22 protein-coding genes are annotated in these 22682 nt (G+C 67.8%); 13 read left to right on the forward strand and 9 right to left on the reverse strand.

What is annotated here, in order from left to right; genetic code table 11:
- The first annotated feature begins 4 nt into the window (after nt 1–4).
- The 3 genes from ASF79_RS11355 to aztD are packed head-to-tail and all read left to right on the forward strand — an operon-like array spanning nt 5 to nt 3465.
- A complete protein-coding gene (locus tag ASF79_RS11355) occupies nt 5–1270 on the forward strand; it encodes a hypothetical protein (protein WP_055855076.1) in 1266 nt (421 codons plus the stop codon).
- A gap of 5 nt (nt 1271–1275) precedes the next feature.
- On the forward strand, nt 1276–2202 hold the full coding sequence (gene aztC, locus ASF79_RS11360) for a zinc ABC transporter substrate-binding protein AztC (protein ID WP_055855077.1): 927 nt from the start codon (nt 1276–1278) through the stop codon (nt 2200–2202).
- A gap of 36 nt (nt 2203–2238) precedes the next feature.
- On the forward strand, nt 2239–3465 hold the full coding sequence (gene aztD, locus ASF79_RS11365; protein ID WP_055855079.1) for a zinc metallochaperone AztD: 1227 nt from the start codon (nt 2239–2241) through the stop codon (nt 3463–3465).
- 67 nt (nt 3466–3532) lie between these two features.
- On the opposite strand, the gene ASF79_RS11370 is transcribed toward aztD, so the two are convergent.
- Nucleotides 3533–3880 (reverse strand): VOC family protein, encoded by a 348-nt coding sequence (locus tag ASF79_RS11370; protein ID WP_055855081.1) that lies wholly within the window; start codon nt 3878–3880, stop codon nt 3533–3535.
- A gap of 76 nt (nt 3881–3956) precedes the next feature.
- On the opposite strand from ASF79_RS11370, the gene ASF79_RS11375 reads away from it, so the two are divergent.
- On the forward strand, nt 3957–4808 hold the full coding sequence (locus ASF79_RS11375; protein WP_055855083.1) for an alpha/beta fold hydrolase: 852 nt from the start codon (nt 3957–3959) through the stop codon (nt 4806–4808).
- A gap of 243 nt (nt 4809–5051) precedes the next feature.
- Here ASF79_RS11375 and ASF79_RS11380 read toward each other — a convergent pair whose 3' ends face one another.
- Nucleotides 5052–5564, reverse strand: coding sequence for an Lrp/AsnC family transcriptional regulator (locus ASF79_RS11380; protein ID WP_055779153.1), 513 nt, complete (start codon nt 5562–5564; stop codon nt 5052–5054).
- Between the two features lie 147 nt (nt 5565–5711).
- Between ASF79_RS11380 and ald the strand changes: the two genes are divergently transcribed.
- The 4 genes from ald to ASF79_RS11400 all read left to right on the forward strand — a co-directional run bounded on the left by ald (nt 5712) and on the right by ASF79_RS11400 (nt 12205).
- A complete protein-coding gene (ald, locus tag ASF79_RS11385) occupies nt 5712–6827 on the forward strand; it encodes an alanine dehydrogenase (RefSeq protein WP_055779902.1) in 1116 nt (371 codons plus the stop codon).
- Between the two features lie 68 nt (nt 6828–6895).
- Nucleotides 6896–8107 (forward strand): exonuclease SbcCD subunit D, encoded by a 1212-nt coding sequence (locus ASF79_RS11390; RefSeq protein WP_055855085.1) that lies wholly within the window; start codon nt 6896–6898, stop codon nt 8105–8107.
- Nucleotides 8104–11283 carry an AAA family ATPase gene (locus ASF79_RS11395; RefSeq protein WP_055855088.1) on the forward strand — a complete coding sequence of 1060 codons (3180 nt, stop codon included), beginning with the start codon at nt 8104–8106 and terminating at the stop codon, nt 11281–11283. The genes ASF79_RS11390 and ASF79_RS11395 overlap by 4 nt, the downstream gene beginning before the upstream one ends.
- A 64-nt stretch (nt 11284–11347) precedes the next feature.
- A complete protein-coding gene (locus ASF79_RS11400; RefSeq protein WP_055855090.1) occupies nt 11348–12205 on the forward strand; it encodes a PhzF family phenazine biosynthesis protein in 858 nt (285 codons plus the stop codon).
- Between the two features lie 4 nt (nt 12206–12209).
- Here ASF79_RS11400 and ASF79_RS11405 read toward each other — a convergent pair whose 3' ends face one another.
- Nucleotides 12210–12803, reverse strand: a complete 594-nt coding sequence (locus ASF79_RS11405; RefSeq protein WP_055779142.1) for a helix-turn-helix domain-containing protein — start codon at nt 12801–12803, stop codon at nt 12210–12212.
- Between the two features lie 109 nt (nt 12804–12912).
- Here ASF79_RS11405 and ASF79_RS11410 point away from each other — a divergent pair, with 109 nt between their 5' ends.
- The gene (locus tag ASF79_RS11410) at nt 12913–13185 is read left to right on the forward strand and encodes a hypothetical protein (protein WP_055855091.1); all 273 of its coding nucleotides are present in this window, start codon (nt 12913–12915) and stop codon (nt 13183–13185) included.
- A gap of 32 nt (nt 13186–13217) precedes the next feature.
- Here the strand turns inward: ASF79_RS11410 and ASF79_RS11415 are convergent, their stop codons facing one another.
- Both ASF79_RS11415 and ASF79_RS11420 read right to left on the reverse strand, forming a co-directional pair.
- Entirely contained in the window at nt 13218–14663 is a 1446-nt protein-coding gene (locus ASF79_RS11415) for a serine hydrolase (RefSeq protein WP_082495858.1), read from the reverse strand.
- A gap of 78 nt (nt 14664–14741) precedes the next feature.
- Complete coding sequence (locus tag ASF79_RS11420; protein ID WP_055779133.1) at nt 14742–15113, reverse strand: hypothetical protein; 372 nt, start codon at nt 15111–15113, stop codon at nt 14742–14744.
- A gap of 133 nt (nt 15114–15246) precedes the next feature.
- On the opposite strand from ASF79_RS11420, the gene ASF79_RS11425 reads away from it, so the two are divergent.
- Together ASF79_RS11425 and ASF79_RS11430 are read left to right on the forward strand one after the other, a co-directional pair.
- A complete protein-coding gene (locus ASF79_RS11425) occupies nt 15247–15528 on the forward strand; it encodes a hypothetical protein (RefSeq protein WP_055855093.1) in 282 nt (93 codons plus the stop codon).
- Nucleotides 15529–15634: 106 nt separating this feature from the next.
- Nucleotides 15635–16411 (forward strand): lysophospholipid acyltransferase family protein, encoded by a 777-nt coding sequence (locus ASF79_RS11430; protein ID WP_055855095.1) that lies wholly within the window; start codon nt 15635–15637, stop codon nt 16409–16411.
- Nucleotides 16412–16538: 127 nt separating this feature from the next.
- On the opposite strand, the gene ASF79_RS11435 is transcribed toward ASF79_RS11430, so the two are convergent.
- Nucleotides 16539–17294, reverse strand: coding sequence for a class I SAM-dependent methyltransferase (locus ASF79_RS11435; RefSeq protein ID WP_055855097.1), 756 nt, complete (start codon nt 17292–17294; stop codon nt 16539–16541).
- 51 nt (nt 17295–17345) lie between these two features.
- On the opposite strand from ASF79_RS11435, the gene ASF79_RS11440 reads away from it, so the two are divergent.
- A complete protein-coding gene (locus tag ASF79_RS11440; protein WP_055855099.1) occupies nt 17346–18233 on the forward strand; it encodes a LysR family transcriptional regulator in 888 nt (295 codons plus the stop codon).
- Nucleotides 18234–18249: 16 nt separating this feature from the next.
- Here ASF79_RS11440 and ASF79_RS11445 read toward each other — a convergent pair whose 3' ends face one another.
- Together ASF79_RS11445 and ASF79_RS11450 are read right to left on the reverse strand one after the other, a co-directional pair.
- Nucleotides 18250–19110 (reverse strand): aldo/keto reductase, encoded by an 861-nt coding sequence (locus ASF79_RS11445; RefSeq protein WP_055855101.1) that lies wholly within the window; start codon nt 19108–19110, stop codon nt 18250–18252.
- 26 nt (nt 19111–19136) lie between these two features.
- Nucleotides 19137–20108, reverse strand: a complete 972-nt coding sequence (locus tag ASF79_RS11450) for an aldo/keto reductase (protein ID WP_055855103.1) — start codon at nt 20106–20108, stop codon at nt 19137–19139.
- A gap of 208 nt (nt 20109–20316) precedes the next feature.
- Here ASF79_RS11450 and ASF79_RS11455 point away from each other — a divergent pair, with 208 nt between their 5' ends.
- Nucleotides 20317–21603, forward strand: a complete 1287-nt coding sequence (locus tag ASF79_RS11455) for a hemolysin family protein (protein WP_055855105.1) — start codon at nt 20317–20319, stop codon at nt 21601–21603.
- A 72-nt stretch (nt 21604–21675) separates the two neighbouring features.
- Here ASF79_RS11455 and ASF79_RS11460 read toward each other — a convergent pair whose 3' ends face one another.
- The gene (locus ASF79_RS11460; RefSeq protein WP_055779110.1) at nt 21676–22653 is read right to left on the reverse strand and encodes a zinc-binding dehydrogenase; all 978 of its coding nucleotides are present in this window, start codon (nt 22651–22653) and stop codon (nt 21676–21678) included.
- Nucleotides 22654–22682: the final 29 nt, after the last annotated feature.

Here is a 22682-nt window from a genome sequence, read left to right on the forward strand (position 1 = left end):
CCGCGTGTCCGCACCATCCAGCTATCGCCCTGCCCTCCTCCTCACCGCCGCCCTCGTCACCGCACTGGCCCTGCCAGGCTGCGCGGCGACCGAAGAAGCGCCGGCCGGCGAGGAATCGACCGAGCGCCCGCACGGCTACGTCGAGGGAGCAGACGAGATGCCCGAGGCGCAACTGCACCTCACCGGAATCGACCGCACGGGCGCCGCCACCCTCGTCGACCTGCTCGATGAGACGAGTGTCTCGCTCGGATCGGTCGACGCGCCCTCCTCGGTGTCGACCGACGGCCGATTCGTCTTCGCCTCGTCGGCCGAGTCGGGAACGCTCACCGTGCTCGACTCGGGCGCCTGGACGGTCGACCACCAGGACCACGTGCACTACTACTCTGCGAAGCCCCGACTCGTCGGCACGGTCACCGAAAAGGGCGAAGCCGTGGTCGCGGGAGGCCCGTCGCTGACGGGCGTCTGGTTCGGCGACAGCGGGGTGGCTCTGCTGCTCGACTCGGAGGCGCTGGGTCGCGGCGAGGTCGTCGAGACCGCCCGTCTCGAGTCGGCCCCGCACACGGGCGTGGTCGTTCCCTTCGCCGACGGCGCGCTGGCGACGGTCGCGGGCAGCGACGGCGTCGCATCCGGCGTTCGTGCGATCGACGGTCGGGGCGATGCGGTCGACGGTGTCGAGGCCGAGTGCGCGCAGCTCGCCGGGTCGATCACCACGAACGTGGGTGTGGTCTTCGGATGCGCCGACGGCGCGCTGCTCGCGACGAGTTCTGGCGACGGCGGCATCGAGTCCGGCATCGACTTCGAGAAGATCCCCTATCCACAGGCCGTCGCGCCGAGCGACCGCGCAACCGACTTCGACAACCGACGCGGACGCCCCGACGTCGCGGCCGTGTCCGGCGATCGCGGAGCCTGGCTGCTCGACACCCGCGCCCGGGAGTGGGCGTTCCTGCCGAGCGAGGCTCCGCTCGTCGAGGTCGTGGCGGCATCCGACAACGACGACCACATCGTGGCACTCGCCCGCGACGGCCGAGTGCTGCTGCTCGATGCCGACACCGGCGCGACGCTCGCGGCCACCGCACCGCTCGCCGCCTCGAGCCTGGCCGATCCCGCGCTTGCGCCGGGGGTCACTCTGCAGCTCGACGCCGACAGGGCCTATCTCAACGCGCCGGCCGACGGCGTGGTCTACGAGCTCGACTACGGCGACGGGCTCCGCGTCGCCCGGACGCTCACCGTCGGCTCCGAGCCGGCCTTCCTCGCGGAGACCGGACGATGAGGGCGATGCGTGCGGCGCAGCTCTCCGCCGGTCTCGCGCTCTCGGCGACGCTCCTCGCCATCACGGGGTGCGCGCAGGCATCCGGTGACGGGGCGGGGGATCGCCCTCTCGTCGTCGTGTCGACGAACATCCTCGGAGACGTCGTCGATGAGATCGTCGGAGACGAGGCCGACGTGCTCGTGCTGATGCAGCGCAACGCCGACCCGCACTCCTTCGAGATCTCGGCGAAGGAGGCCGCGCGCATTCAGGATGCGGACCTCATCGTGTCGAACGGTCTTGGGCTCGAAGAGGGGCTGCAGAAGAACCTGGATGCGGCCACGAACGCCGGGGTTCGCTCGATCACGGCCGGCGAGCTCATCGAACCGCTCGAGTACTCGTCGGGCGACGCGGCCGGAGCGCCCGACCCGCACTTCTGGACGGACCCCGCGCGCATGGTGGAGGTCGTCGCCGGAATCGCGGAGGAGCTCGAGAAGACAGACGGCATCGACGCATCGGTCATCGCGGCGAACGCGGCCGAGTACACGGCGCAGCTCGACGACCTCGATGCCGAGATGACCGCCGCCTTCGCGGCCATTCCCGGCGAGCGCCGACAACTCGTGACGAACCACCACGTGTTCGGCTACCTGGCCGAGCGGTACGACTTCACCGTGATCGGGGCCGTGATTCCCGGCGGCACGACGCTGGCGGCACCGAGCGCATCCGACCTCGACGATCTCGTCTCCGCCATCGAGAAGGCCGGAGTCTCGACGATCTTCGCCGACTCGTCGCAGCCCGACCGTCTCGTTCAGGTCCTGGCCGACGAGGCATCCATCGACGTCGACGTCGTCGCGCTGTTCACCGAGTCGCTCGGCGAACGCGGCGAGGGCGCCGACACCTACCTGCAGATGATGCGCTCGAACACCGAGCTCATCGCAACCGGGCTGTCTCCGTAAAGGGGCAGCCCACCCCCCACCCAAGAAAAGGAAACAATGAAGAACCAGCTCCATCCCGGGCGCATCGCCCTGGTCGCGGTCGCCGCATCGGCCCTGCTCCTCACCGCCTGCGCGACCGACACCGCTCCCGCCCAGACCGACGGCGCAGCCGCATCCACATCTGCGCCCACCCCGCGCGTCTCGCTCACCTACGACGGCGGAGTCCTCGTGCTCGACGGCACGAGCCTCGACCTCGAGGCCGACCTGCCTCTCGACGGTTTCAACCGCCTCAACTCGGCCGGAGACGGACGCCACGTACTCGTGTCGACGACAGACGGGTTCAGGGTTCTCGACACGGGAACGTGGACGGCCGACGGCGCCTCGCAGACGGCCGAGCCCGAGCTCACCGATCTGACGTTTGACGCCCCGACACCCGGCCACGTCGTGCGGCACGGAGACAAGACGATCCTCTTCTCCGACGGCACGGGCGACACCACGATCTTCGACACGGCGGCGCTGCTGACCGCGGGCGATGACGGGCTGCCCAAGACCGAGGTCGTTCCGGCGCCCGCCGCCCACCACGGTGTGTCGATCGAGTTGGAAGACGGAACTCTGCTGACCACGATCGGCACGTCGGAGGGCCGCAGCGGAGTGCGGGTGCTCGACGAGTCTCGCACCGAGATCGCTCGCAACGAGGAGTGCCCCTCGGTGCACGGCGAGGGCACGGTCGAGAACGAGACCGCGGTCTTCGGATGCTCCGATGGTGTGCTGGTCTACGAGGGTGGAGAGTTCACCAAGATCCAGGCACCGGATAGCTACGGCCGCACCGGTAACCAGTACGTCACGGAGACCTCCTCGATCGCCGTCGGCGACTACAACTCCGATCCCGACCGCGAGGGCGTTCTGCTCGAGCAGCTGACCCTGGTCGACACCGCTGCCAAGACGATGAAGATCGTCACGCTGCCCGACGGAGCGGGCTACACCTGGCGCGACGTCGCTCGCGGGCCGAGCGACGAGGCGATCATCCTCGGCTCCGACGGCGCCTTGCACGTGCTCGACCCCGAGACCGGCGAGTTCGGCAAGAGCTACCCGGTGATCGGCGCCTGGGAGGGTCCGGCCGAGTGGCAGGACGCGCATCCGGCACTCGTCGTTCAGGGTGACACCGCCTACGTCACCGAGCCGGCGACGAAAAAGATCTTCGCTGTCGATGTGAAGACGGGCGAGGTCATCGCGAATGCTGAACTGCCCGGAACACCCAACGAGATCGCGGTGGTCACGGGCTGATGCTGCGCGTGTTGCCGGTTCGGGTCGACCGAACCGGCAACACGAGCTCGTCACGACGCCCGAAGCGTCATCTCGCAGAGAGAATGCAGAACTCGTTTCCCTCGGGGTCGGCGAGCACGACCCACGACTCGTCGTTCTGCCCGACGTCGGCCCGGGTGGCGCCCAGCGCGAGAAGGCGCTCCACCTCGGCGTTCTGATCGTCGGGCACGAAGTCGAGGTGAAGACGATTCTTCATCGACTTCTTCTCGGGCACATTCAGAAACAGCAGCGTCGGTCCGGCACCGCTCGGATTGCGGATCTCCATGTCGTCATCGTCCTCGCCGATGATCTCCCAGCCCAGGGCGTCGGCCCACCAGTGCCCCAACGCGGCGAAGTCTCCGCAGTCGATCACAACCTGTTCCCATGTGAGTGTCATGCCCCGACGATACGACGACGGGGAGGCGCGTCGATAGCCCCCGGAGGAGGCCGGACCGTGTGGCTAGGCTTCGAGCATGACTGAGTTCGTGACATCGGCAGACGGCACCTCCATCGCATACGACCGACTCGGAAGCGGGGCGCTCGCCGTCATCCTGGTCGGCAGTGCGATGAACTATCGGGCCTTCGACCCCACGTCGGCGCACATCGCGACGTTGCTGGCCGATCAGGGCTTCACTGTCATCAACTACGACAGGCGCGGGCGCGGCGAGAGTGGAGACACTCTTCCCTACTCGGTGGAGCGCGAGGTCGACGACATCGCCGCCCTGCTCGACGTACTCGACGGCCCCGCGACGCTCTACGGCAACTCGTCGGGTGGGGCGCTCGCGCTCTGGGCGGCGGCGACGCCCGGTGTCGGCGAGCGTATCTCGGGTCTCGCACTCTTCGAGGTACCGCTGACGCTCGAGGGGGAGGGCGACGACGGAGACGAGCTGCGGACGATGAACGACCTCGTCGAAGCGGGAGACCGCGGCGCCGTCGTCGAGTACTTCATGCGGAACATGCCGCCGCAGTGGCTCGAGGGTGCCAAGTCGTCTGCCGCCTGGCCCGACATGCTCACCATCGCGCACACCCTGGCCTATGACGTGGCCGTTCTCGACAGGGCGGACCATTCGGCGTGGGCCGAACAGTGGGCATCCGTCACCCAGCCCGTGCTGGCGATGGTGGGCGAAGAGACACAGCCGATCTTCCCTCCCGTTGCCGCGGCCCTGGCCGAATCGCTGCCGAACGCGCGCGCCGTCGAGATCGACGCGGCACACCACAGCGTGCGCCCAGAGGTGATGGCGGCCCTCCTCGGCGGCTTTCTCACCGGGCACGAAGAGCTCGCGACGTTCGCGGAATATCCCGACGAGCCGAAGCAGCAGGTCTAGCGGGCGCGGCGCGCGGAACGCCTCAGCGCTGGCCGCGGAACAGACGCAGCAGCACGATGACCGAGATCGCCGCGATGGCGATTCCGGCCAGGCCCAGCAGGCCGAGGTAGATGGCTTCGAGCCAGGTGTAGTCCATCAGATCTGCTCGCAGGGTTCGGCGACGTTGCTCATGAAGGCGACGCTACTCCGCGCGGCAGGGTCCGTCAGGCCGGTTGACTTCTCTCTCGAAGCGGGTTCGTGCGTTCACGGCGCGATCGTCAATCCGCTGAAATGGTGGTCGAAGACCAGGCTCGTTCTGGTCGATGCCACGGCCGGATGCGCCGACAGGTTGTCGAGCACGAAGTCGCGCACGGCGGCGCTGTCGCGAACGGCGACGTGGATGATGAAGTCCTCTGCTCCTCCGAGGAAGTACAGCTGCACGACCTCGGGAAACTGCCTGATCTCCTGGCCAAGTTCCATCATGAGGTTGCGGGCGCCGGCCCTGATGGTGACGCTGATGAGCGCCTGGAGGCTTAGGCCGACAGAGGAGGGATCGACGTTCGCGGTGAACCCGGTGATCACCCCGCGTGCGACGAGCGACTTGACCCGGGCCACGCAGGTCGAGGCGGCGATGCCCGCGAGCTCGGCCAGTCGGTTGTTGGGCATGCGGGCGTTCGCCCTCAGGATGCGCAGGATCTCACGATCGATCTCGTCGAGTTCGGCGGGCGGCGGTGCGGCGCGTCGATCGTTCGACGATGGGTTCTCTGAATCGGCCACAGGTGAACTATTTCATGAATTGACGCACATGCACCGATGATTCTGCGGTTTCTCGTCGAGCTCGTCGAACTTTGGTGAGTATAGGGCCAGGACTTTCGGCAGTCACTGCGAGCGCTGCAGTCGATGCCGCCGACGAACGGAGAAGCCATGCACATCGGAGTGCCCGCAGAGGTCAAGAACAACGAGAACAGGGTCGCGGCGACGCCGGCGGGAGTGTTCGAGCTCGTGCGGCGCGGGCACACGGTCGTCGTGCAGCGCGGCGCCGGGCTCGGCTCGCGCATCAGCGACGAGCACTACATCGAGGCCGGTGCCACGATCGCCGACACGGCCGACGAGGTCTGGGCGGGCGCCGAACTGGTACTCAAGGTCAAGGAGCCGGTGGCCGAGGAATTCGGGCGGATGCGTGCCGGCCAGACGCTCTTCACCTATCTGCACCTGGCCGCATCCAGGGCCTGCGCCGACGCGCTGCTCGCCGCCGGAACGACCGGCATCGCCTACGAGACCGTGCAGCTCGCCGACCGCTCGCTGCCACTGCTGCAGCCGATGAGCGAGGTCGCTGGTCGGCTGTCGACCCAGGTCGGCGCCTATCACCTGATGAGCGCGGCGGGCGGCCGAGGAATGCTGCTCGGCGGCGTACCCGGAACCCCGAAGGCGAAGGTCGTGGTGATCGGCGGCGGCGTCGCGGGTGAGCACGCGGCGGCCAACGCTGTCGGTATGGGAGCGGACGTCACGATCATCGACCTCTCGATTCCGCGGCTGCGCGAGCTCGAGATCCGCTTCGGGGGAGCTGTGCAGACGCGCACCTCGTCGGCATACGAGATCGCCGCCCAGGTGAAAGAGGCTGACCTCGTGATCGGCTCCGTGCTCATTCCGGGGGCACAGGCTCCGAAGCTCGTCACGGATGCGATGGTCGCGACCATGAAGCCGGGCAGCGTTCTGGTCGACATCGCCATCGACCAGGGCGGATGCTTCGAGGGATCCCATCCCACCACCCACGACGACCCCGTGTTCGCGGTGCACGACACCGTCTATTACTGCGTGGCGAACATGCCCGGTGCCGTGCCCGAGACATCCACCCGGGCCCTCACCAACGCGACCCTGCCCTACGTCGTGGCCCTCGCCGACAAGGGCTGGGCTCGCGCGCTGGCCGACGACCCCGCCCTCGCGAGGGGCCTCAACACCCACGAGGGGCGCGTCTACAACGCCGGCGTCGCCGCCGCTCTGGATGCCGTGGGTCACGACATCGCGGAACTACTGGTCTGAGCAAGGCGGGCGGTGGCCCGAGCCGGATCGCGGCGATCGATGTCGGCGGGCCGCTATAGCGTTGATGCATGCGCATCCTGCACACCTCCGACTGGCACATCGGGCGAACGTTCCACGGGCACTCGACCCTCGAGAACCTCGGCACAGTGCTCGATGCGCTGGCCGCGGTCGTGCGCGAGAAAGCGGTCGATGTGGTCGTGGTGGCGGGTGACGTCTTCGACTCCGCCACACCCGCGCGCGAGGCCTTCGACGTGCTCAGCGGGGCCATTCGGCAGATCCGCGAGGCGGGCGCCTACGTCGTCATCACCAGCGGCAATCACGATTCGGCCACGAGACTCGGCTTCCAGAGCGAATGGGCCGGCCTGGCGGGCATCCACGTCATCACGCGCCCCGAGCAGTTCGACGAGCCCGTCGTCATCGACGACGCCTACGGCCCGGTGCTGTTCTATGGCATCCCCTACCTCGAGCCCGCACTGGTGCGCCACCTCTACCCGGGCGTCGAAATGAGACGCCACGCCCAGGTGCTCGGGTATGCCACGCAGCGCATCCGCGACGACATCGCTCGACGAGACGGCGCCCGTTCGGTCGTGCTGTCGCACGCGTTCGTGGTCAATGTTCCGAGTGCCAGCGCTTCGAATGTCACTGTTCCGACGGCGAGCGCCGCGGCGTCGAGCGAGGCCAGCGATGTCGAGCGCGACATCACGGCCGGCGGCCTCGACCTGGTCTCCGTCGACGTGTTCGACGGCCCCGACTACGTGGCGCTGGGGCACATCCATGGCCGATCGACGCTGACGCCCGCCATCCGCTATTCGGGGGCGCCGCTGCACTACTCGTTCGGCGAGGCCACCAAGCCGCGCGGCGCATGGCTCGTCGAGCTCGACGCGGGTGGGCTCGACACCGTCGAATGGGTCGATCTTCCTGTGCCTCGGCCTCTCACCGTGCTCACGGGCGAGCTCGCCGAGCTGCTCGCTGACCCGGCCTATGCCTCTGCCGAAGGTCACTTCGTCTCTGTCGTGCTGACCGATCAGGTGCGCCCCATCGACGGCATGCGGCGCATCCAGACGCGCTTCCCCCACGCCGTCGCTCTCACGCACCAGCCCTCCGTCGTGGCCGAGCTGCCGGCGGCCAGCTACAGCGAACGACTGCACGCCCGCTCCGACAGCGAGGTCGTCGCCGGTTTTCTCGAGTTCGTGCGCAACGGGGCTGGGCCCACCGACGCCGAGAGCGAGCTGATCGTCGAGGTCATCGCCGAGCAGGCCGCCCAGGAGTCGACCGCGTGAGAATCAACCGCCTCACGATCGCCGGATTCGGCCCCTACAAGACGGCTCAGCACATCGACTTCGATGCCTTTGCCGACGACGGCATCTTCTTGATCACCGGTAACACGGGCGCCGGCAAGTCGAGCATTCTCGACGCGATCTGCTTCGCGCTCTACGCCAGCGTTCCGCGGTACGAGGGAACGCAGCAGCAGCTGCGCAGCGATCATTGCGAGCCTGGCGATCCCACCTACGTCGAGCTCTGGTTCAGCACGGGCGGGCAGAACTACCGCGTGCGGCGTTCGCCCGACTACGAGCAGCCGAAGAAACGTGGCACAGGAACCACCAAGAAGCCCGCGGCGGCCGAACTCTTCATCCGTGTAGCCGAGGCATCGGGCGGTGAGCTCGTCGACGAGTCTGACTGGCAGGGCGTGGCCGCGATTCCCCGCGAGGTCGGCATCGCGCTCGACGGCATTCTCGGCCTCAGCAAAGACCAATTCCTGCAGGTGATCCTGCTCGCCCAGAATCGCTTCCAGAAGTTTCTGCATGCCAAGAACGACGAGCGCCAGGCAGTGCTTCAGAGCCTCTTCGGCACACGGCGCTTTGCCGACATCGAACGCGCGCTCGTCGAACGGCGCAAGGCTCTCGAGGTGCTCCAGCGCGAATCCGCGGAGCACATCGCCCAGCTCGGCAGCCAGGTCGAGACCATCCTCGGTGCGGGTGCGGGTGCGGGTGCGGGTGCGGGTGCGGGTGCGGGTGCGGGTGCGGGTGCGGGTGCGGGTGCTGCGAGCCGCGACGACACCGACTCCGCCGACGATTTCAGCACTGACGATGAAGCTGATACTGACGATGAAGTCGTCATCGCTGCAGCGCCTCCTATAGCCGATCGCGGGTATTTCCAATCGGCGCTCGCAGAACTCGTCGAACAGCTCGACGCGGCGCAGCATCGGGTGGCCGAAGCAGACGCGCGATTCGCTGCAGCCGAGGCCGAGTTGCGCGAGCGCGAGAACACCCGCCGTCTTCAGAGGCGCCGCGACGAGGCAGCGCAACGGCTCGTCGAACTCCGGCAGAACGACGAGGCGATCGCAGACGAGAGGCGTCGACTCGAGGCGGCCGGCAGGGCTGAGATCGTCTGGGCGCACGTCACTGCCGAGAGTGCAGCAGAGCAGGCGCTCGACCGAGCAGCTGTCGACGAGAAGGCTGCCCGCACCGCCTACGAGGAGTCTGTCGCTCTCTCGAGTCTCGCCGAAAAATCACTCGGTCGATCGACAGGCGGTTCGAGCCCCGTCACGCCGCACGCCCTCGCTGCCACAGCCGCAGACATCAATCGTCTGCTGGGCGGGCTCGACGTCGTGCTGTCCGACGAGAAGCGCATTCCCCAGCTCGCGAAGCGCATCGCAGAGTACGACGAGACCGAGGCTGCACGGCAGGCTGAACTGGCCGAAGCCTCGGAGCGTGCGCGGGTGCTTCCCGCCACAATCGATGAGGCGCTCGCGAAGAGAAACGCCGCTCTTCTCGAGGCATCGGCTCGCACAGAGGCCGACGAACGCGTGGCGCGACTGCGCACCGCACGGCAGTCCGCGGTGCTCGCCGCCTCCCTGAAGTCCGAACTCGACGAGTCCCGTGTCGTCGAGAAGGTCAAGAGCAGCGAGAACGCAGAGGCGGCCACGCTCTACGACCGTTTGCTCACGCGCCGACTCGACGGCCACGCGGCGGAGCTTGCTTCGAGACTCGTCGACGGCGAACCGTGCGCGGTCTGCGGCGCGACCGAGCACCCGAATCCCACCGCCTGGACGGCCGATCTCGGCGAGCCCGTCTCCGACGAGCAGATCGATGCTCAACGTACGCGTCTCACACACGCGGGAGAGGCCCTCGTCGAAGCCGGGCTGGTGGTGCGCGATCTCGTTGCGCGGCACGCGGCAGCCGAGGCATCCGGCGGGGCGCAGGCTCCGGCCGAGATCGACGAGCAACTCGAGGTGGCGCAGCAGGCCCTGGCCGCGGCGCTCGCGGCCGAATCATCCACCCGCGCGCTCGACGCTCAGATCGCTACACTGCGCGCCGAGCTCGAATCGATCGCGTCGACGGCGGCCGAGCTGACCGAGGCGGTGCAGTCCACCCGAGACGCCCGAGCATCCCTGGTCTCGCAGCGATCGCAGATCGTCGAGCTCGTCGAGCAGCACCGAGGCGACCATTCCACGGTGGCTGAGCGCGCGCTCGAACTGCAGCATCTCTTCGCCGTGACCCGAGAATTCGAGGTGGCGCTGGTCGAGCACAACGACAAGCAGCTCGCGCTCGACGCCGCCCGGCAGACGCTGCGGCAGCACCTCGACGAGCAGGGTTTTGCAGACAAGGCCGAGGTCGCCGAGCTGAGGCTGACCACGGCTCAACGTGCCGACACGGCCTCGCGAATCGGTACTCACGACATGGCGCACGCCGCGGTGCTCGCCGTGCTCGCCGAACCCGAGCTGCTGGGGCTCGTAGACGAGCCGGTCGAGCTGGAAGCTGCGGCCGAGGCTCGAACCATGGCGGGCTCCGATCGAGACGACGCCCGAGTGGCGGCGGGGTCTGTGGCCGATCGACTGGGCCGTCTTCGCACCCTCGTCGCCGAAGCACTGCAGCGGCTCGACGCATCCGAAGAACTGCTCGCCGAGTACGAGACCATGCGCTCGCTCGCGAATACGGTCGAGGGAGCCGAGCCGAACACCATGCGCATGCGACTCGAGTCGTATGTGCTCGCGGCCCAGCTCGAAGAGATCATCAGGGCCGCGAACGCCCGACTCGCCGTCATGACGGGTGGCCGTTACTCGCTCGAGCACGACGACTCCGTGCAGTATCGCAACACGCGCTCCGGACTCGGCATCGCCATTCTCGATCAGCACACGGGGCGGGCCAGGGCAACTCATTCACTGTCGGGAGGAGAGACGTTCTTGGCGTCGCTCGCCCTCGCCCTCGGTCTCGCCGAGGTCGTGTCGAATCAGGCGGGGGGCATCACCCTCGACACCCTGTTCATCGACGAGGGCTTCGGCTCGCTCGACGCCGACACGCTCGCCATCGCGATGTCGACCCTCGACAGCCTGCGCTCGGGTGGCCGCACCATCGGTCTCATCAGCCACGTCGAAGCCATGAAGGAGCAGATCCCATCGCGACTGCGCATCACCGTCACCCCGCAGGGCTTCTCCGAGATCGATCAGCGCTCGTGACGACGAGCGAACAGACTGGCCGTTCCGCTCTGAACCCCGCGTGCGGGCCTGCCACGATGAACGCATGACCGACGCCACGACCGCACTGAAGTACACGGCATTCGCCGACGCACCCGGCGGAGGAAATCCGGCCGGGATCGTGCTCGACGCGTTGCAACTCGACGATGCCGAGATGCAGCGCATCGCAGCCGAGATCGGGTTCGCCGAGACCGCCTTCATCACCGAGCAGAGTGTGGCGGGCGACGATCGACGTCTACGCGTGCGCTACTTCTCGCCCCTCGCCGAGGTTCCGTTCTGCGGCCACGCGACCGTGGCCACAGCGGTTGCACTCGCGCATCGAGACGGGGTGGGCGACGTCGTGTTCGAGACGCGCGTCGGACCTGTCACGATCACCACAGCATCGGCCGACGGGGCGATCACGGCAGCGTTCACGAGTGTCGAGCCGTCGATCGAGCCGTTCGGCGAGGGGGTCCTCGACACGCTGCTCGGCCTTCTCTCGACGTCGCTCGATCGTCTCGACCCCGCCTACCCGCCGCGTGTCTCGTTCGCCGGCAACAGGCATCCGATCATCGTCTTCGCCGACCGAGCCGAATTCGACTCGTTCTCGTTCGACCCCGAGGCGATGAGGACGCTGATGGCCGAGCAGGGGTGGACCGGCACCGTGACGACGATCTTCCCTTCGGGTGCGAGCGAATACGACAGCCGCAATCTCTTTCCCGTGGGAACGATCGCCGAAGACCCGGCGACGGGCTCTGCGGCGGCCGCGTTCGGCGGATACCTGCGCGCGCTCGGGCTGGTCGAAACGCCGGCCGAGATCGAGATCACCCAGGGGTCGCACATCGGTCGACCCAGCAGGCTCTCGGTGCGCATCCCCGAGACGGGCGGCATCGTGGTGACGGGAACGGCCACGCCGATCGCGTGAGCGCTCAGGCACGTGCTTTCTGAGCGCTCTTCGCACGAAGATGCATGCGCTGGCCCTGCTTGCCGAACATGCTGAGGATCTCGACGGGGCCTGCGCCGGCCGAACCGAACCAGTGCGGGTGGAGGGTGTCGAACTCGGCGGCTTCTCCCTCGTCGAGAATGAGATCGTGCTCTCCCAGGACGACGCGGAGTCGACCCGAGAGCACGTAGAGCCACTCGTGTCCCGAGTGAGTGTGCAACTCGACGACGCGCTCGGTCGACGGGATGGTGATCTTGTACGCCTGCAGTTCTCCCGGATGCTGCGACAGAGGCGTGAGCACGCGGCCCACGGCGTGCCCCGGCTTCGGGGAGACGCGCGTTTCTTCGGTTCGAGGCGACCTCACGATCTCGTCGAGCGACACGGAGAGCGCTGCCACCACGGGCAGGAGCAATTCGAGGCTCGGCTTGCGCTGCCCGGACTCGAGCCTCGAGAGTGTGCTCCGCGAGATTCCCGTCGCCCTCGACAATTCATCGAGCGTCATGCTCTTCTTCTGTCGGGCTCGACGAAGGCGCGGTGCGACCTGTTCGAGCTCTCGTGCGATGTTCTGCGAGACACTCATGCGCTCATCGAATCAGGCCGTCCCAGTTTCAGCAACAAATGGCATCGGCCCCACGGAGGCGGTGTCATCGTGAGATCACTTCCGCCCCCCCACCCCCAAGGAGACTTTTATGTCCGACAGCACACCCCAGCCGTGGACCGGGCCCACTCCCGTGCCCGTGCAACCGCCATCCATTCACGTGCGTGCCGTCATCACCTGGATCGCCATCTTTCCGCTCGTGAGCCTCGGCTTCCTTGCGATCGCCCCGTTCTCCGGGGACTGGCATCCGGTGCTGCGCGCTCTGGTTCTGACTCTCGTGGTCGTGCCTCTGGCCGTCTACCTCGTCGTGCCGCAGCTCATGCGAGCGCACGGAGCCATTCAGCGTCGGCGTCCGCGTCACTGAGCGACGGGCGAGCGGCACGGGGAGCGCGGACCCTATTCGTCAGCCAGCAGCTTCGCCGCGTCGGTGACGTTGCCGAAGACGAGGGCCGTGTCGGTGACGTCGGCCGGATCGAGCGACGACGACTGCATCGTGATCACGAAACGCTCGCCGTCGGCACGCTCCAGCAGCCAGCTGCCCGCGAGAACGCCGGGAGCGCTGCCGCCCTTGAATGCGATGTAGGGAAACTCCTCGGAGTCGAACTGCAGCCCGGGGTTGGCCGACAGGATGCCGCGCACCGGCTCGCCGGCCGGCGTCGCGGCCTTCGTCTGCAGGGCCAGGTGGGCCGCAACGAGGTCGGCGGGGTTCGCGAACCAGTCGACCCCCTGCTGCCAGGCGCTCGTCGAGAGGTCGAACGACGACAGCTCGAGAACACCGCCGGGCAGGGAGTCGAGCACCGCTCGGCGCTCGTCGACACTGGAGTCTGCCCACGCGGCGCGGGCATCGCCGAACGCGGCTCCCCATCCGATCTGGAAGAACTCCCTGGTCTTCACGAAGGGGGCGTTGAGGGCCGGCTCATGGTGACCCATGACCGTCAACTGCGCCTCGACAGCCTCGCGGCCGACCCTGTCGATCAGCAGATCCGTAGCGGTGTTGTCACTGATCTCGATCATCTTGGTGGCCGCCTCGCGCACGCTCACGAGGGTGCCGCTGGGCAGATCCTGCAGCTCGCCCGACGGAAGGCTGCGCGTGTCATCGGAGATGATCAGGTTGTCGTCCCATGACAGGGTTCCCGCCGCCACGGCATCGGCCACGGCACCGAAAACGTAGAGCTTGAAGACCGAGCCGAGCGGCTTCGTCTCGTCGCCCGCGATGTCGACGATGCGCTCGCCGGAGCCGGCGGCGTCCGTCGAATCGGCAGCGACCCGCGTGACAGTCATGCTGGTGTCGGCGTCGAGCGCGGCGACGTTGTCTTCGAGTTGCTTCCACGACGCCGCGGGGGTGCGGTCGGCCGGAGGCTCCTGAAAGAGCAGACCGTTGACGAGCTGCTGCTCATCGACCGAGATCTGCATCTGCAGTTCGGCAGAGGAGCTGTGCAGCAGAACGGTGAGTCCGGCGGTCGCCTCGGTCACGCTCGTCGCGATCCACGGCTTCGCATCGCCCATCTGGCCGAAGACGGCGACCATCTGACTCGCGGGAACCTGTTCGAGCATCTCGGGCGCGATGTTCTCGGCGATCTCGTCCTCGGTCGTCTCCTCGTCGGAGTTGATCGAGTCGAGCACCCACTGCGCCTTCTCGCCCACCGCCGAGTCGGGCAGAGCGACCGCGGTCGGCGCCGCGGATGCGTCGGGGCTGCCGGACGAGCAGGCCGACACGGCAAGAGCGACAACCGTCGCGAGAGCGACGATCATCGAGCGTCGACGGAGTGAAGCCGAGCGGCCGACCCTGTTCGTGCGAGAAGTGGTGTTGAACGTGGAGGCGAGAGCGCGGGTCGTCGTCATGCCTCCAGTCTTGCCGGAGCCTTCAGAGGGCGCATCCCCCGAGCGGACTACCTTGGCCCTGCACCTCCGTCGCGCGAGCTACCTGAGTTCGTCGAAGTACGAGATGTTCGCGTCGTTGCGCTCACGAGCGGCGGCGGCGCGCTCCTCTCGGATGCGCTCCTGCTTCTCCTGCCGGCGGGCGAGCTCTTCTTGATTGACCTCGACGCGGCGAACGGTGACGCCACCCTTCGTGGGCGGGCTCGTGCGCTTCGCGGCGGGGGTGCTGGTGCGGGCGGTGGCGGATGCAGAGGCCTTGCGCGGTGCTGCGGCAGGCCGAGCAGCACCCGGGCTGGTTCCCGATCCCGCGCAGCGGAATCCGGTCTTGTCTTCGTGCTGCACGAGCGTCTGCGAGACGATCCCTACGGCGACGGTACGTGAGCAGGCAGGGCATTTGGATCCGGCATTGGCCATGGGTGGTGTGGTCTCCTCGGGTTTCGACCATCGTGTGAACTCGACCTCTTATTTTCGCACGGATCGAGGCGAAAGGTACGCGTCTGTGGCAACCCCCACGACGGGCGGGAGAACACGGTCGTAGGCTGATCGCATGAGCCACGACGAGACTCCACGACCGAGCGATTCGCGAGACGAGGTGCGCGACCGGCAGGCCGCGGCGGACTGGATCGCCGAGCGCGCCGAGGGTGAGAACACGACGAGCGACATCGACGGAACGGTCACGACAGACGACGCGGCGACGCCGCCCGATCCGGATGCCTACGGTCACGCCGAGAGCGACACGCTCGCCGTCGAAGACCACGAGCCGGCGTCTCGCGACTACCCGCGCCCCGATCCGCACAACGGCATCACCCAGGCCGACCGCCAGGTCTGACGGCGGCACCCCGAAACGGCACCGTCGAGCAGAGCCTCGACGGGCGCCTGTCAAGGGTCGCGCCGAACCCCGACTTCTGACAGGCGACTCCCGTACCCTGTTGGCCATGACGCGGCGTCCCAGCGAACCCATCTACTCCACGGCCATCGGCGTCGGGCGTGTGCTCTTCGCGGGGCTCCGCACGAAACGCTCCGCGACGGGTCTCGAGAACATCCCTCAGCAGGGTGGCGCCGTGTTCGCCATGACGCATTTCGGCTACCTCGAGTTCGCCCTGGTCGAGTGGCAGACGTGGCTGCACAACAGACGTCGCATCCGCTTCATGGCGACGAAGCGCGCTTTCGACAAGCCCGGTGTCGGCTGGCTGCTCCGGGGCATGCATCACATCTCCGTCGACATGAAGGCGGGGGCGGCAGCATTCGAGAACGCGGTGTCGGCTCTGAAGTCGGGCGAGCTCGTGGGCGTCTTCCCCGAGGCCGGCGTCAGCTCGTCATTCACGGTCCGGGAGCTGAAGTCCGGCGCAGCCCGCCTGGCGCGCGATGCCGGGGTGCCCATCATCCCTGTCGCGGTATGGGGCGGGCAGCGACTCATCACGAAGAATCGCAGGATTCCCCTGACGCAGCGTCTCGGGGTGCCGGTGCACTTCTCCTTCGGTCAGCCGATCGTCGTCGGCGAGAACGACGACATCACCCAGGTGACCGAGACCCTTCGTGCGACGATGCAGACCATGGTCGACTCGCTGCAGTCGTCGTACCCGGTCGACGGCACGGGCCAGTGGTGGCAGCCCCGGTCGCTCGGCGGAACGGCGCCGACCGTCGCCGAGGCGGCAGAGGCCGACGCTCAGCGCGAGCTGCGCCGCGAGGCCGAGCGGGCCGCCAAGGGTTAGGTTCCGTACTCAGTTCAGGAAGAGCGCGTGTCCGAGGACACTATCCACACGGAGTGCCTGTCCTCCTGAATTAGTGACGCGCCCCGAGCGAAGCTCTCGAGATACTCGACCTCGTCGAGGGCCGAGCTCACGCAGCGATCCGAGCGATCGTGACCCTGGTGACGTACGGAACCGGGTAGCCTGTGCGACCGGCGAGATCGGGATGCTCGTCGAGCAGCTTCCCGAGACGGGCGAGCATCACGTCGCGTTCGGCTTCGGCCATCGTGATCACGTAGCTGCGCGAGGTGACCATGGCGAAGAGCTGCTCGCGACTCATCTCGGCTACCCAACGGAACTCGCGGTACGCCTGACGTTCGAGAGGCGGGCCCACGGGCGGGGCCTGGCTGCCGTACTTCTCGGCCTCGGATGCCCCGATCACCTCGCCGAGCCGGGCGACCCAGTCGACCTCGGAGTCCCGGATGTTCCAGACGAGGGCGAGGGCGCCTCCCTGCTCGAGCACCCGTGCGACTTCGAGCGACGTCGCGGCAACATCGACCCAGTGCCATGCCTGCGCCACCGTGATGAGCGCGACGCTCGTGTCGTCGAGCGGGAGCTTCTCGCCGCTTCCCTCCAGCGCCGAGACGGTCGGCAGGTTCTGCGTGAGCCGCTCGCGCATCAGTGCGTCGGGCTCGACGGCGACCACCGTGAGTCCTCGGTCGACGAGCGCGGCCGTGAACTTGCCTGTTCCCGCGCCCAGGTCGACGACCCGCGTCGGGGCCGGATGCGCCGGGTCGATCTGTTCGAGGATCCACTCGACGGCCTCGGCCGGGTAACTCGGGCGACCGCGGTCGTAGTCGCCGACCGCGCGGCCGAAGGACAGGGCGTGTTCGCTGGATCGGGCCATGGTGTCGATTCTAGGGACGGTCCGTGAGGCGGGCAGTACTCTTGAATCCTCATGGAACTCCGCCAACTCGAGCATTTCGTCGCCGTCGCCGAGCATCAGCACTTCACCCGAGCCGCCGAGTCTCTGCAGATCTCGCAGTCGGGGCTGTCGGCCTCGATCCGGGCGCTCGAGGCCGAACTCGGTACCACTCTGTTCACTCGCAGCACACGACGCGTGCAGCTCACTCCTGCGGGAACCGCGATGCTGGAGGAGTCCCAACGGGCAGTCGCCAGCGCGACCGCCGCGCGCGATGCGGTGCTGGCCGTGCGAGGAGTCCTGCGCGGCGCCCTGCGCATCGGAACCGAGCAGTGCCTCGGGGGAGTGCACCTGCCGCAGGAGCTCGCCGACTTCCGTCGCTCGCATCCGGCCGTATCGGTGCGGCTCGGCTTCGCCGGATCGACGACGCTGCTCGACCAGGTGGCGACAGGTTTGCTCGACCTCGCCCTCGTCGCCGACTGTGGAGCCGTGCCGGCGACCGTCGAACTCCTGCCCATCGCGTCGGAGGGTTTCATCGTGCTGTGCCACCCCGACCACCCCCTCGCGGGCCGAGGGCGCGTCGAGATCGGTGACCTCGCCGACGAGACGTTCGTAGGATTCGCTGACGGCTGGGCTGCTCGCGTGCTGGCCGACCGGGCATTCGCCGAGGAAGGGCTCGCGCACTCGGTCGAACTCGAGGTGGGCGACGTCGGGTCACTGCTCGATCTGGTGGGCTACGGGCTCGGTGTCGCGGTGGTTCCGGCGCACTTCGCCGACAAGCGACCGGAGCTGCTCAGCGCCGTTCCCGTGACACACGACGCACTGGTGTGGACGACCGCCATTGCCGTTCCCCGTCAGGCCGCGCCGGCCGCCTCAGCCCTCGTGGGGCGTCTGCGGCAGCCGGCGTTGAAGCCCGCGGCCTGATCCGGGCTGAAGACGACTACGCGTCGAGGGCGGCGAACTCTTCCGCGCTCAGCTCGAAGTCGGCGGCGAGCGCCGAGTTCGTGATCGACTCGGGGCGCGACGCTCCGGGAATCGGAATGACGAACGGCGACTTCGCGAGCTCCCAGGCGAGGCACACGATCTGGGGCGTGACGCCGCGGTCTGCGGCGATGCGGCCGAAGGCCTCGTAGCTCTCGCCCAGCGATGCGGCTCCCGAGATGCCTCCGAGCGGGCTCCACGGCAGGAAGGCGATGCCGAGCTCGTCCGCGAGGGCCAGTTCCTTCTCGCTCGAGCGGAACTTCGGCGAGAACTGGTTCTGCACCGAGACCAGTCGGCCGCCCAGAATCTCGTGAGCCTCGCGGATCTGATCTGGGTCGGCGTTCGAGATGCCGGCCATGCGGATCGTCCCCGCATCCAGAAGCTCGCGCAGCGCGCCGATCGAATCGGCGTACGGAACCTCCGGGTCGGGGCGGTGGTACTGGTAGAGGCCGATCGCGTCGACGCCCAGGCGTCGGGCCGAGGCCTCGGCCGCCTGCTTGAGGTAGTCCGGATGCCCGTTCTTGGCCCAGGGGCCGGGCTCGGGCCGCAGGTGGCCGCCCTTGGTCGCCACGAGCACGGAGGAGGTGTCGCCGCCGTAGCTCTTCAGCGCCTTGGCGATGAGCAGTTCGTTGTGACCGACCTCGTCTTCGGCGGCCAGGTGATATGCGTCGGCCGTGTCGATGAGGGTGACACCGGCGTCGAGGGCGGCGTGGATCGTGGAGATGGAGCGCTCCTCGTCGGGCCGGCCTTCGATCGACATGGGCATGCCGCCCAGACCGATGGCGCTGACGGAGATATGACCGATAGTGCGTTGCTTCATAGTCTTTTCTTCTCTCTGTTCTCGCCTTACCAGGCGTAGTCCTCGGGGGCCGTCTTGTGGCCGGGGAAGATCTCGTCGAGCCGGCCCAGCGCATCCGCGTCGAGCGTGATGTCGACCGAGGCGATGGCGGTGTCGAGCTGATTCATGGTGCGCGGGCCCGTGATGGGGGCGGTGACGGCGGGCTGGTGCAGCAGCCAGGCCAGAGCGAGTTCGGCGGGCGAGTGGCCGAGCTCGGCGGCGAACGCCTCGTACTGCTCGAGCTGCGGGCGCAGTTTCTCGAGCGCCTCGGCCGCTCGTCCGTCGCGACGACGCGACCCATCGGCCTCCTTGTCGAGCACACCGGCGAGCAGTCCGCCCTGCAGCGGCGACCACGGGATCACTCCGAGTCCGTAGGCCTGAGCGGCCGGCAGAACCTCGCGCTCGACGTCGCGCACGATGAGGTTGTAGATCGACTGCTCGCTCACGAGCCCGGTGAAGTGGCGGGCCTTCGCGGCCTCCTGCGCCTGCGCGATGTGCCAGCCAGCGAAGTTGCTCGACCCCGCGTAGAGGATCTTTCCCTGCTGCACGGCCACCTCGATCGCCTGCCAGATCTCCTCCCACGGCGTCGCCCGGTCGATGTGATGGAACTGGTAGAGGTCGATGTAGTCGGTCTGCAGTCGGGTGAGGCTGGCGTCGAGTGCGCGCCGGATGTTCAGCGCCGAGAGCTTGCCGTCGTTCGGGTAATCGGTCATGTCGCCGTAGAGCTTCGTGGCGAGCACCGTCTTCTCGCGCCGACCGCCGCCCTGGGCGAAGAATCGTCCGACGATCTGCTCGGTGGCTCCTCGGCCCAGATCCTGGCCGTAGACGTTCGCGGTGTCGAAGAAGTTCACGCCTTGAGAGTGGGCGGCGTCCATGATCGCGTGCGAGTCGGGCTCGCTGGTCTGGGGGCCGAAGTTCATCGTGCCGAGCACGACGCGCGAGACGCGCAGGCCCGTTCGTCCGAGGTGTGTGTATTCCATGCTTTCAGCCTGCGCCCGGCGACCTCGCCTGTCCAACAGGGAACCCCGATCGAATTGACGCCCGCTGCTTCTCAATGCGGCCAGGGGATTCTCCGAGGGTCGTTCCCTATGCTCGGAGCATGACATCGTCTGCGAGCAGTTCCGACCATCACCATCCCAGCGCCCGGGTGACCCCGGGCGTGCACCCTGGTTCGACGGAGTTCCTCCGATGAGCGGCGATCTCGTCGTCAGCATCGTGCTCGTCATCGTCTTCGTGCTCGTCGGCGGCGTTTTCGCCGCCACCGAGATGGCGTTGGTGACCCTGCGCGAGAGCCAGATCAATGCGATCGCGCAGCGGGGCCGACGGGGTCAGACCGTCGCCGGGCTGGCGCGCAACCCGAACACGTTCCTCTCCGCCGTGCAGATCGGCGTGACCGTCGCGGGCTTCGCGTCGGCCGCGTACGGAGCATCCTCGATCGCCCCGTCTGTGACACCGCTTCTCGAAGGCCTGGGGCTCTCGGTTGCCGCGGCCTCGACCACGGCGACGATCGGGCTCACCCTCGTCATCGCCTACCTGTCGCTGGTGCTGGGCGAGCTCGCGCCGAAGCGCCTCGCCATCCAGCACAACGCCCGGTTCTCGTATGCCGTCGCTCCGGTGCTTGGCGGCTTCGCCACGCTCATGCGTCCGGTCATCTGGTTCCTCTCGGTGTCGACCAACGCCGTCGTGCGGTTGCTGGGAGGCGACCCGAACAAGACCGGCGACAAGCTCTCAGACGAGGAACTGCGCGAGATCGTGACCAGTCACGAAGGGCTGCCCGACGACGAGCGACGCATGCTCGACGACGTGCTCTCTTTGCGCGATCGACAGGTGAGCGAGATCATGCGACCGCGCCCGGAGGTCGTCGCGATCACTGTCGACGACTCGATCTCCGACGCCCTCGAGGCCGTTCGTTCCTCGCCGTACTCGCGCTTTCCGGTCGTCGACCAGTCGATCGACGACATCGTGGGATTCGTGCACGTGCGTGATCTCTTCGAACTGCCCGACCGCACGCTCGAGGTTCGAAAGGTCGTTCGACCGATTCCCTTCATTCCGTCGACCGCCCGGATTCTGCCGACGCTCACGAACCTGCGCGCATCCGGAGACCACATCGCCGTGGTCTTCGACGAATACGGCGGAACAGACGGCATCGTCACCCTGGAGGATCTGGTCGAGGAGGTCGTCGGGGAGATCTTCGACGAGTACGACACCGAGACGGCATTCGCCGAGATGATGGAGCAGGGCGGCTCGGTCGATGGCAGGCTGAACTTTCAGGACTTCGAAGAGGCCACGGGGGTGACCCTGCCGGCCGCCGCCTCAGACACCGTGGCCGGATTCGTCGTCGAGCGGCTCGGTCGTCTGGCCGTCGTGGGCGACCGCATCGACGTCGACGGCGGGGTTCTTCAGGTCGCCGCCATGGACCGGCGCCGCATCTCCGAACTGCATTTCACTCCGACGACGGTTCTCGAGACCGACTAGCGTCCCGACCGTTCAGGGGTTAACGCAGAAGAGCGGACCGCCCGTGGGCGGCCCGCTCTTCGACGTCTACTGCTACGGGCGCAGGAGGACCTTGCCCCCGCGACCGGCGACGAAGTTCGCGGCACTCGCCTGACGGGCGTCGTCGAACGAGTAGATCTCCTCGACGGGCAGAGTGAGCGAGCCCTCGCTGATGCGGGTGATCAGTTCGCCGAGCAGTGCGGCGCGCTTTGCGCCGTCCATGCCGCCCATGACCTTCGAGCCCCAGAATCCCGAGACCGAGATGCTCTTGAAGATGACGGGACCGGAGGGGATCTCCATGACGGGGGAGTTCATCGCTCCGAAGACCACGAGGCGTCCGTTCTCAGCGAGCAGCGAGACGATGTCGCCGGCCGCGGATCCGCCGACCGAATCGACGCCGACGCCGATGGGCGCTCCCGAGGTGATCTCGGCGACGGTGTCGCGCCATCCGTCGCTGTCGGTGGCGACGACGTTGCCGATGCCCTGGGCCTTCAGCTCGTCGACGCCGGCGGCGCGGCGCACGAGGCCGAGCACGTTGATGCCGCGGGCCGCGGCGAGCTGGGCCACGAGGCGGCCGACCGCTCCGTTGGCCGCGTTCTGCACGAGCCAGTCGCCCTCGGCGAGGTCGAGGGTGTCGAGCAGGCTGATGGCGCTGAACGGCATCGAGACGAGCTGCGAAGCGACCTCGTCGGAGAGCGCGTCGCCGACGGGGATGAGCGCCGCGGCCTTCGCGATGAAGTACTCGGCCCAGACACCGAAGGTGCCTCCGGTGGCGACGCGCTGACCGACCTGCAGTGCGGTGACGCCCTCGCCGAGTGCGTCGACGACGCCGACGGCCTCGGTGCCTGCCTGAGCGGGAAGTTCGGGCTTGAATCCATAGGTTCCACGGATCGTCCACAGGTCGTGGTTGTGGATGGGGCTGAGGAGGGTGCGAACACGCACCTCTCCCGCTCCCGGCTCAGGAGTGGGCACGTTCTCGACGGAAAGAACCTCTGCCGGGTCTCCGAATTCGTTGTGGATGATGGCGCGCATGGCGTTCTCGTTTCTGTTGTTCTGCGGAG

The organism is Agreia sp. Leaf335 (genome assembly GCF_001423605.1).
Classification (GTDB): Bacteria; Actinomycetota; Actinomycetes; order Actinomycetales; family Microbacteriaceae; genus Agreia.

What these genes read in the sequence shown, in the direction of transcription:
- ASF79_RS11425 (WP_055855093.1), top strand. Translation starts at nt 15,247, where the DNA reads ATGAGCCACGACGAGACTCCACGACCGAGCGATTCGCGAGACGAGGTG.
- ASF79_RS11460 (WP_055779110.1), bottom strand. Translation starts at nt 22,653, where the DNA reads ATGCGCGCCATCATCCACAACGAATTCGGAGACCCGGCAGAGGTTCTT.
- ASF79_RS11400 (WP_055855090.1), top strand. Translation starts at nt 11,348, where the DNA reads ATGACCGACGCCACGACCGCACTGAAGTACACGGCATTCGCCGACGCA.
- ald (WP_055779902.1), top strand. Translation starts at nt 5,712, where the DNA reads ATGCACATCGGAGTGCCCGCAGAGGTCAAGAACAACGAGAACAGGGTC.
- ASF79_RS11390 (WP_055855085.1), top strand. Translation starts at nt 6,896, where the DNA reads ATGCGCATCCTGCACACCTCCGACTGGCACATCGGGCGAACGTTCCAC.
- ASF79_RS11445 (WP_055855101.1), bottom strand. Translation starts at nt 19,110, where the DNA reads ATGAAGCAACGCACTATCGGTCATATCTCCGTCAGCGCCATCGGTCTG.
- aztD (WP_055855079.1), top strand. Translation starts at nt 2,239, where the DNA reads ATGAAGAACCAGCTCCATCCCGGGCGCATCGCCCTGGTCGCGGTCGCC.
- ASF79_RS11420 (WP_055779133.1), bottom strand. Translation starts at nt 15,113, where the DNA reads ATGGCCAATGCCGGATCCAAATGCCCTGCCTGCTCACGTACCGTCGCC.
- ASF79_RS11415 (WP_082495858.1), bottom strand. Translation starts at nt 14,663, where the DNA reads ATGACGACGACCCGCGCTCTCGCCTCCACGTTCAACACCACTTCTCGC.
- ASF79_RS11375 (WP_055855083.1), top strand. Translation starts at nt 3,957, where the DNA reads ATGACTGAGTTCGTGACATCGGCAGACGGCACCTCCATCGCATACGAC.
- ASF79_RS11410 (WP_055855091.1), top strand. Translation starts at nt 12,913, where the DNA reads ATGTCCGACAGCACACCCCAGCCGTGGACCGGGCCCACTCCCGTGCCC.
- ASF79_RS11370 (WP_055855081.1), bottom strand. Translation starts at nt 3,880, where the DNA reads ATGACACTCACATGGGAACAGGTTGTGATCGACTGCGGAGACTTCGCC.
- ASF79_RS11450 (WP_055855103.1), bottom strand. Translation starts at nt 20,108, where the DNA reads ATGGAATACACACACCTCGGACGAACGGGCCTGCGCGTCTCGCGCGTC.
- ASF79_RS11455 (WP_055855105.1), top strand. Translation starts at nt 20,317, where the DNA reads ATGAGCGGCGATCTCGTCGTCAGCATCGTGCTCGTCATCGTCTTCGTG.
- ASF79_RS11405 (WP_055779142.1), bottom strand. Translation starts at nt 12,803, where the DNA reads ATGAGTGTCTCGCAGAACATCGCACGAGAGCTCGAACAGGTCGCACCG.
- ASF79_RS11430 (WP_055855095.1), top strand. Translation starts at nt 15,635, where the DNA reads ATGACGCGGCGTCCCAGCGAACCCATCTACTCCACGGCCATCGGCGTC.
- aztC (WP_055855077.1), top strand. Translation starts at nt 1,276, where the DNA reads ATGCGTGCGGCGCAGCTCTCCGCCGGTCTCGCGCTCTCGGCGACGCTC.
- ASF79_RS11440 (WP_055855099.1), top strand. Translation starts at nt 17,346, where the DNA reads ATGGAACTCCGCCAACTCGAGCATTTCGTCGCCGTCGCCGAGCATCAG.
- ASF79_RS11435 (WP_055855097.1), bottom strand. Translation starts at nt 17,294, where the DNA reads ATGGCCCGATCCAGCGAACACGCCCTGTCCTTCGGCCGCGCGGTCGGC.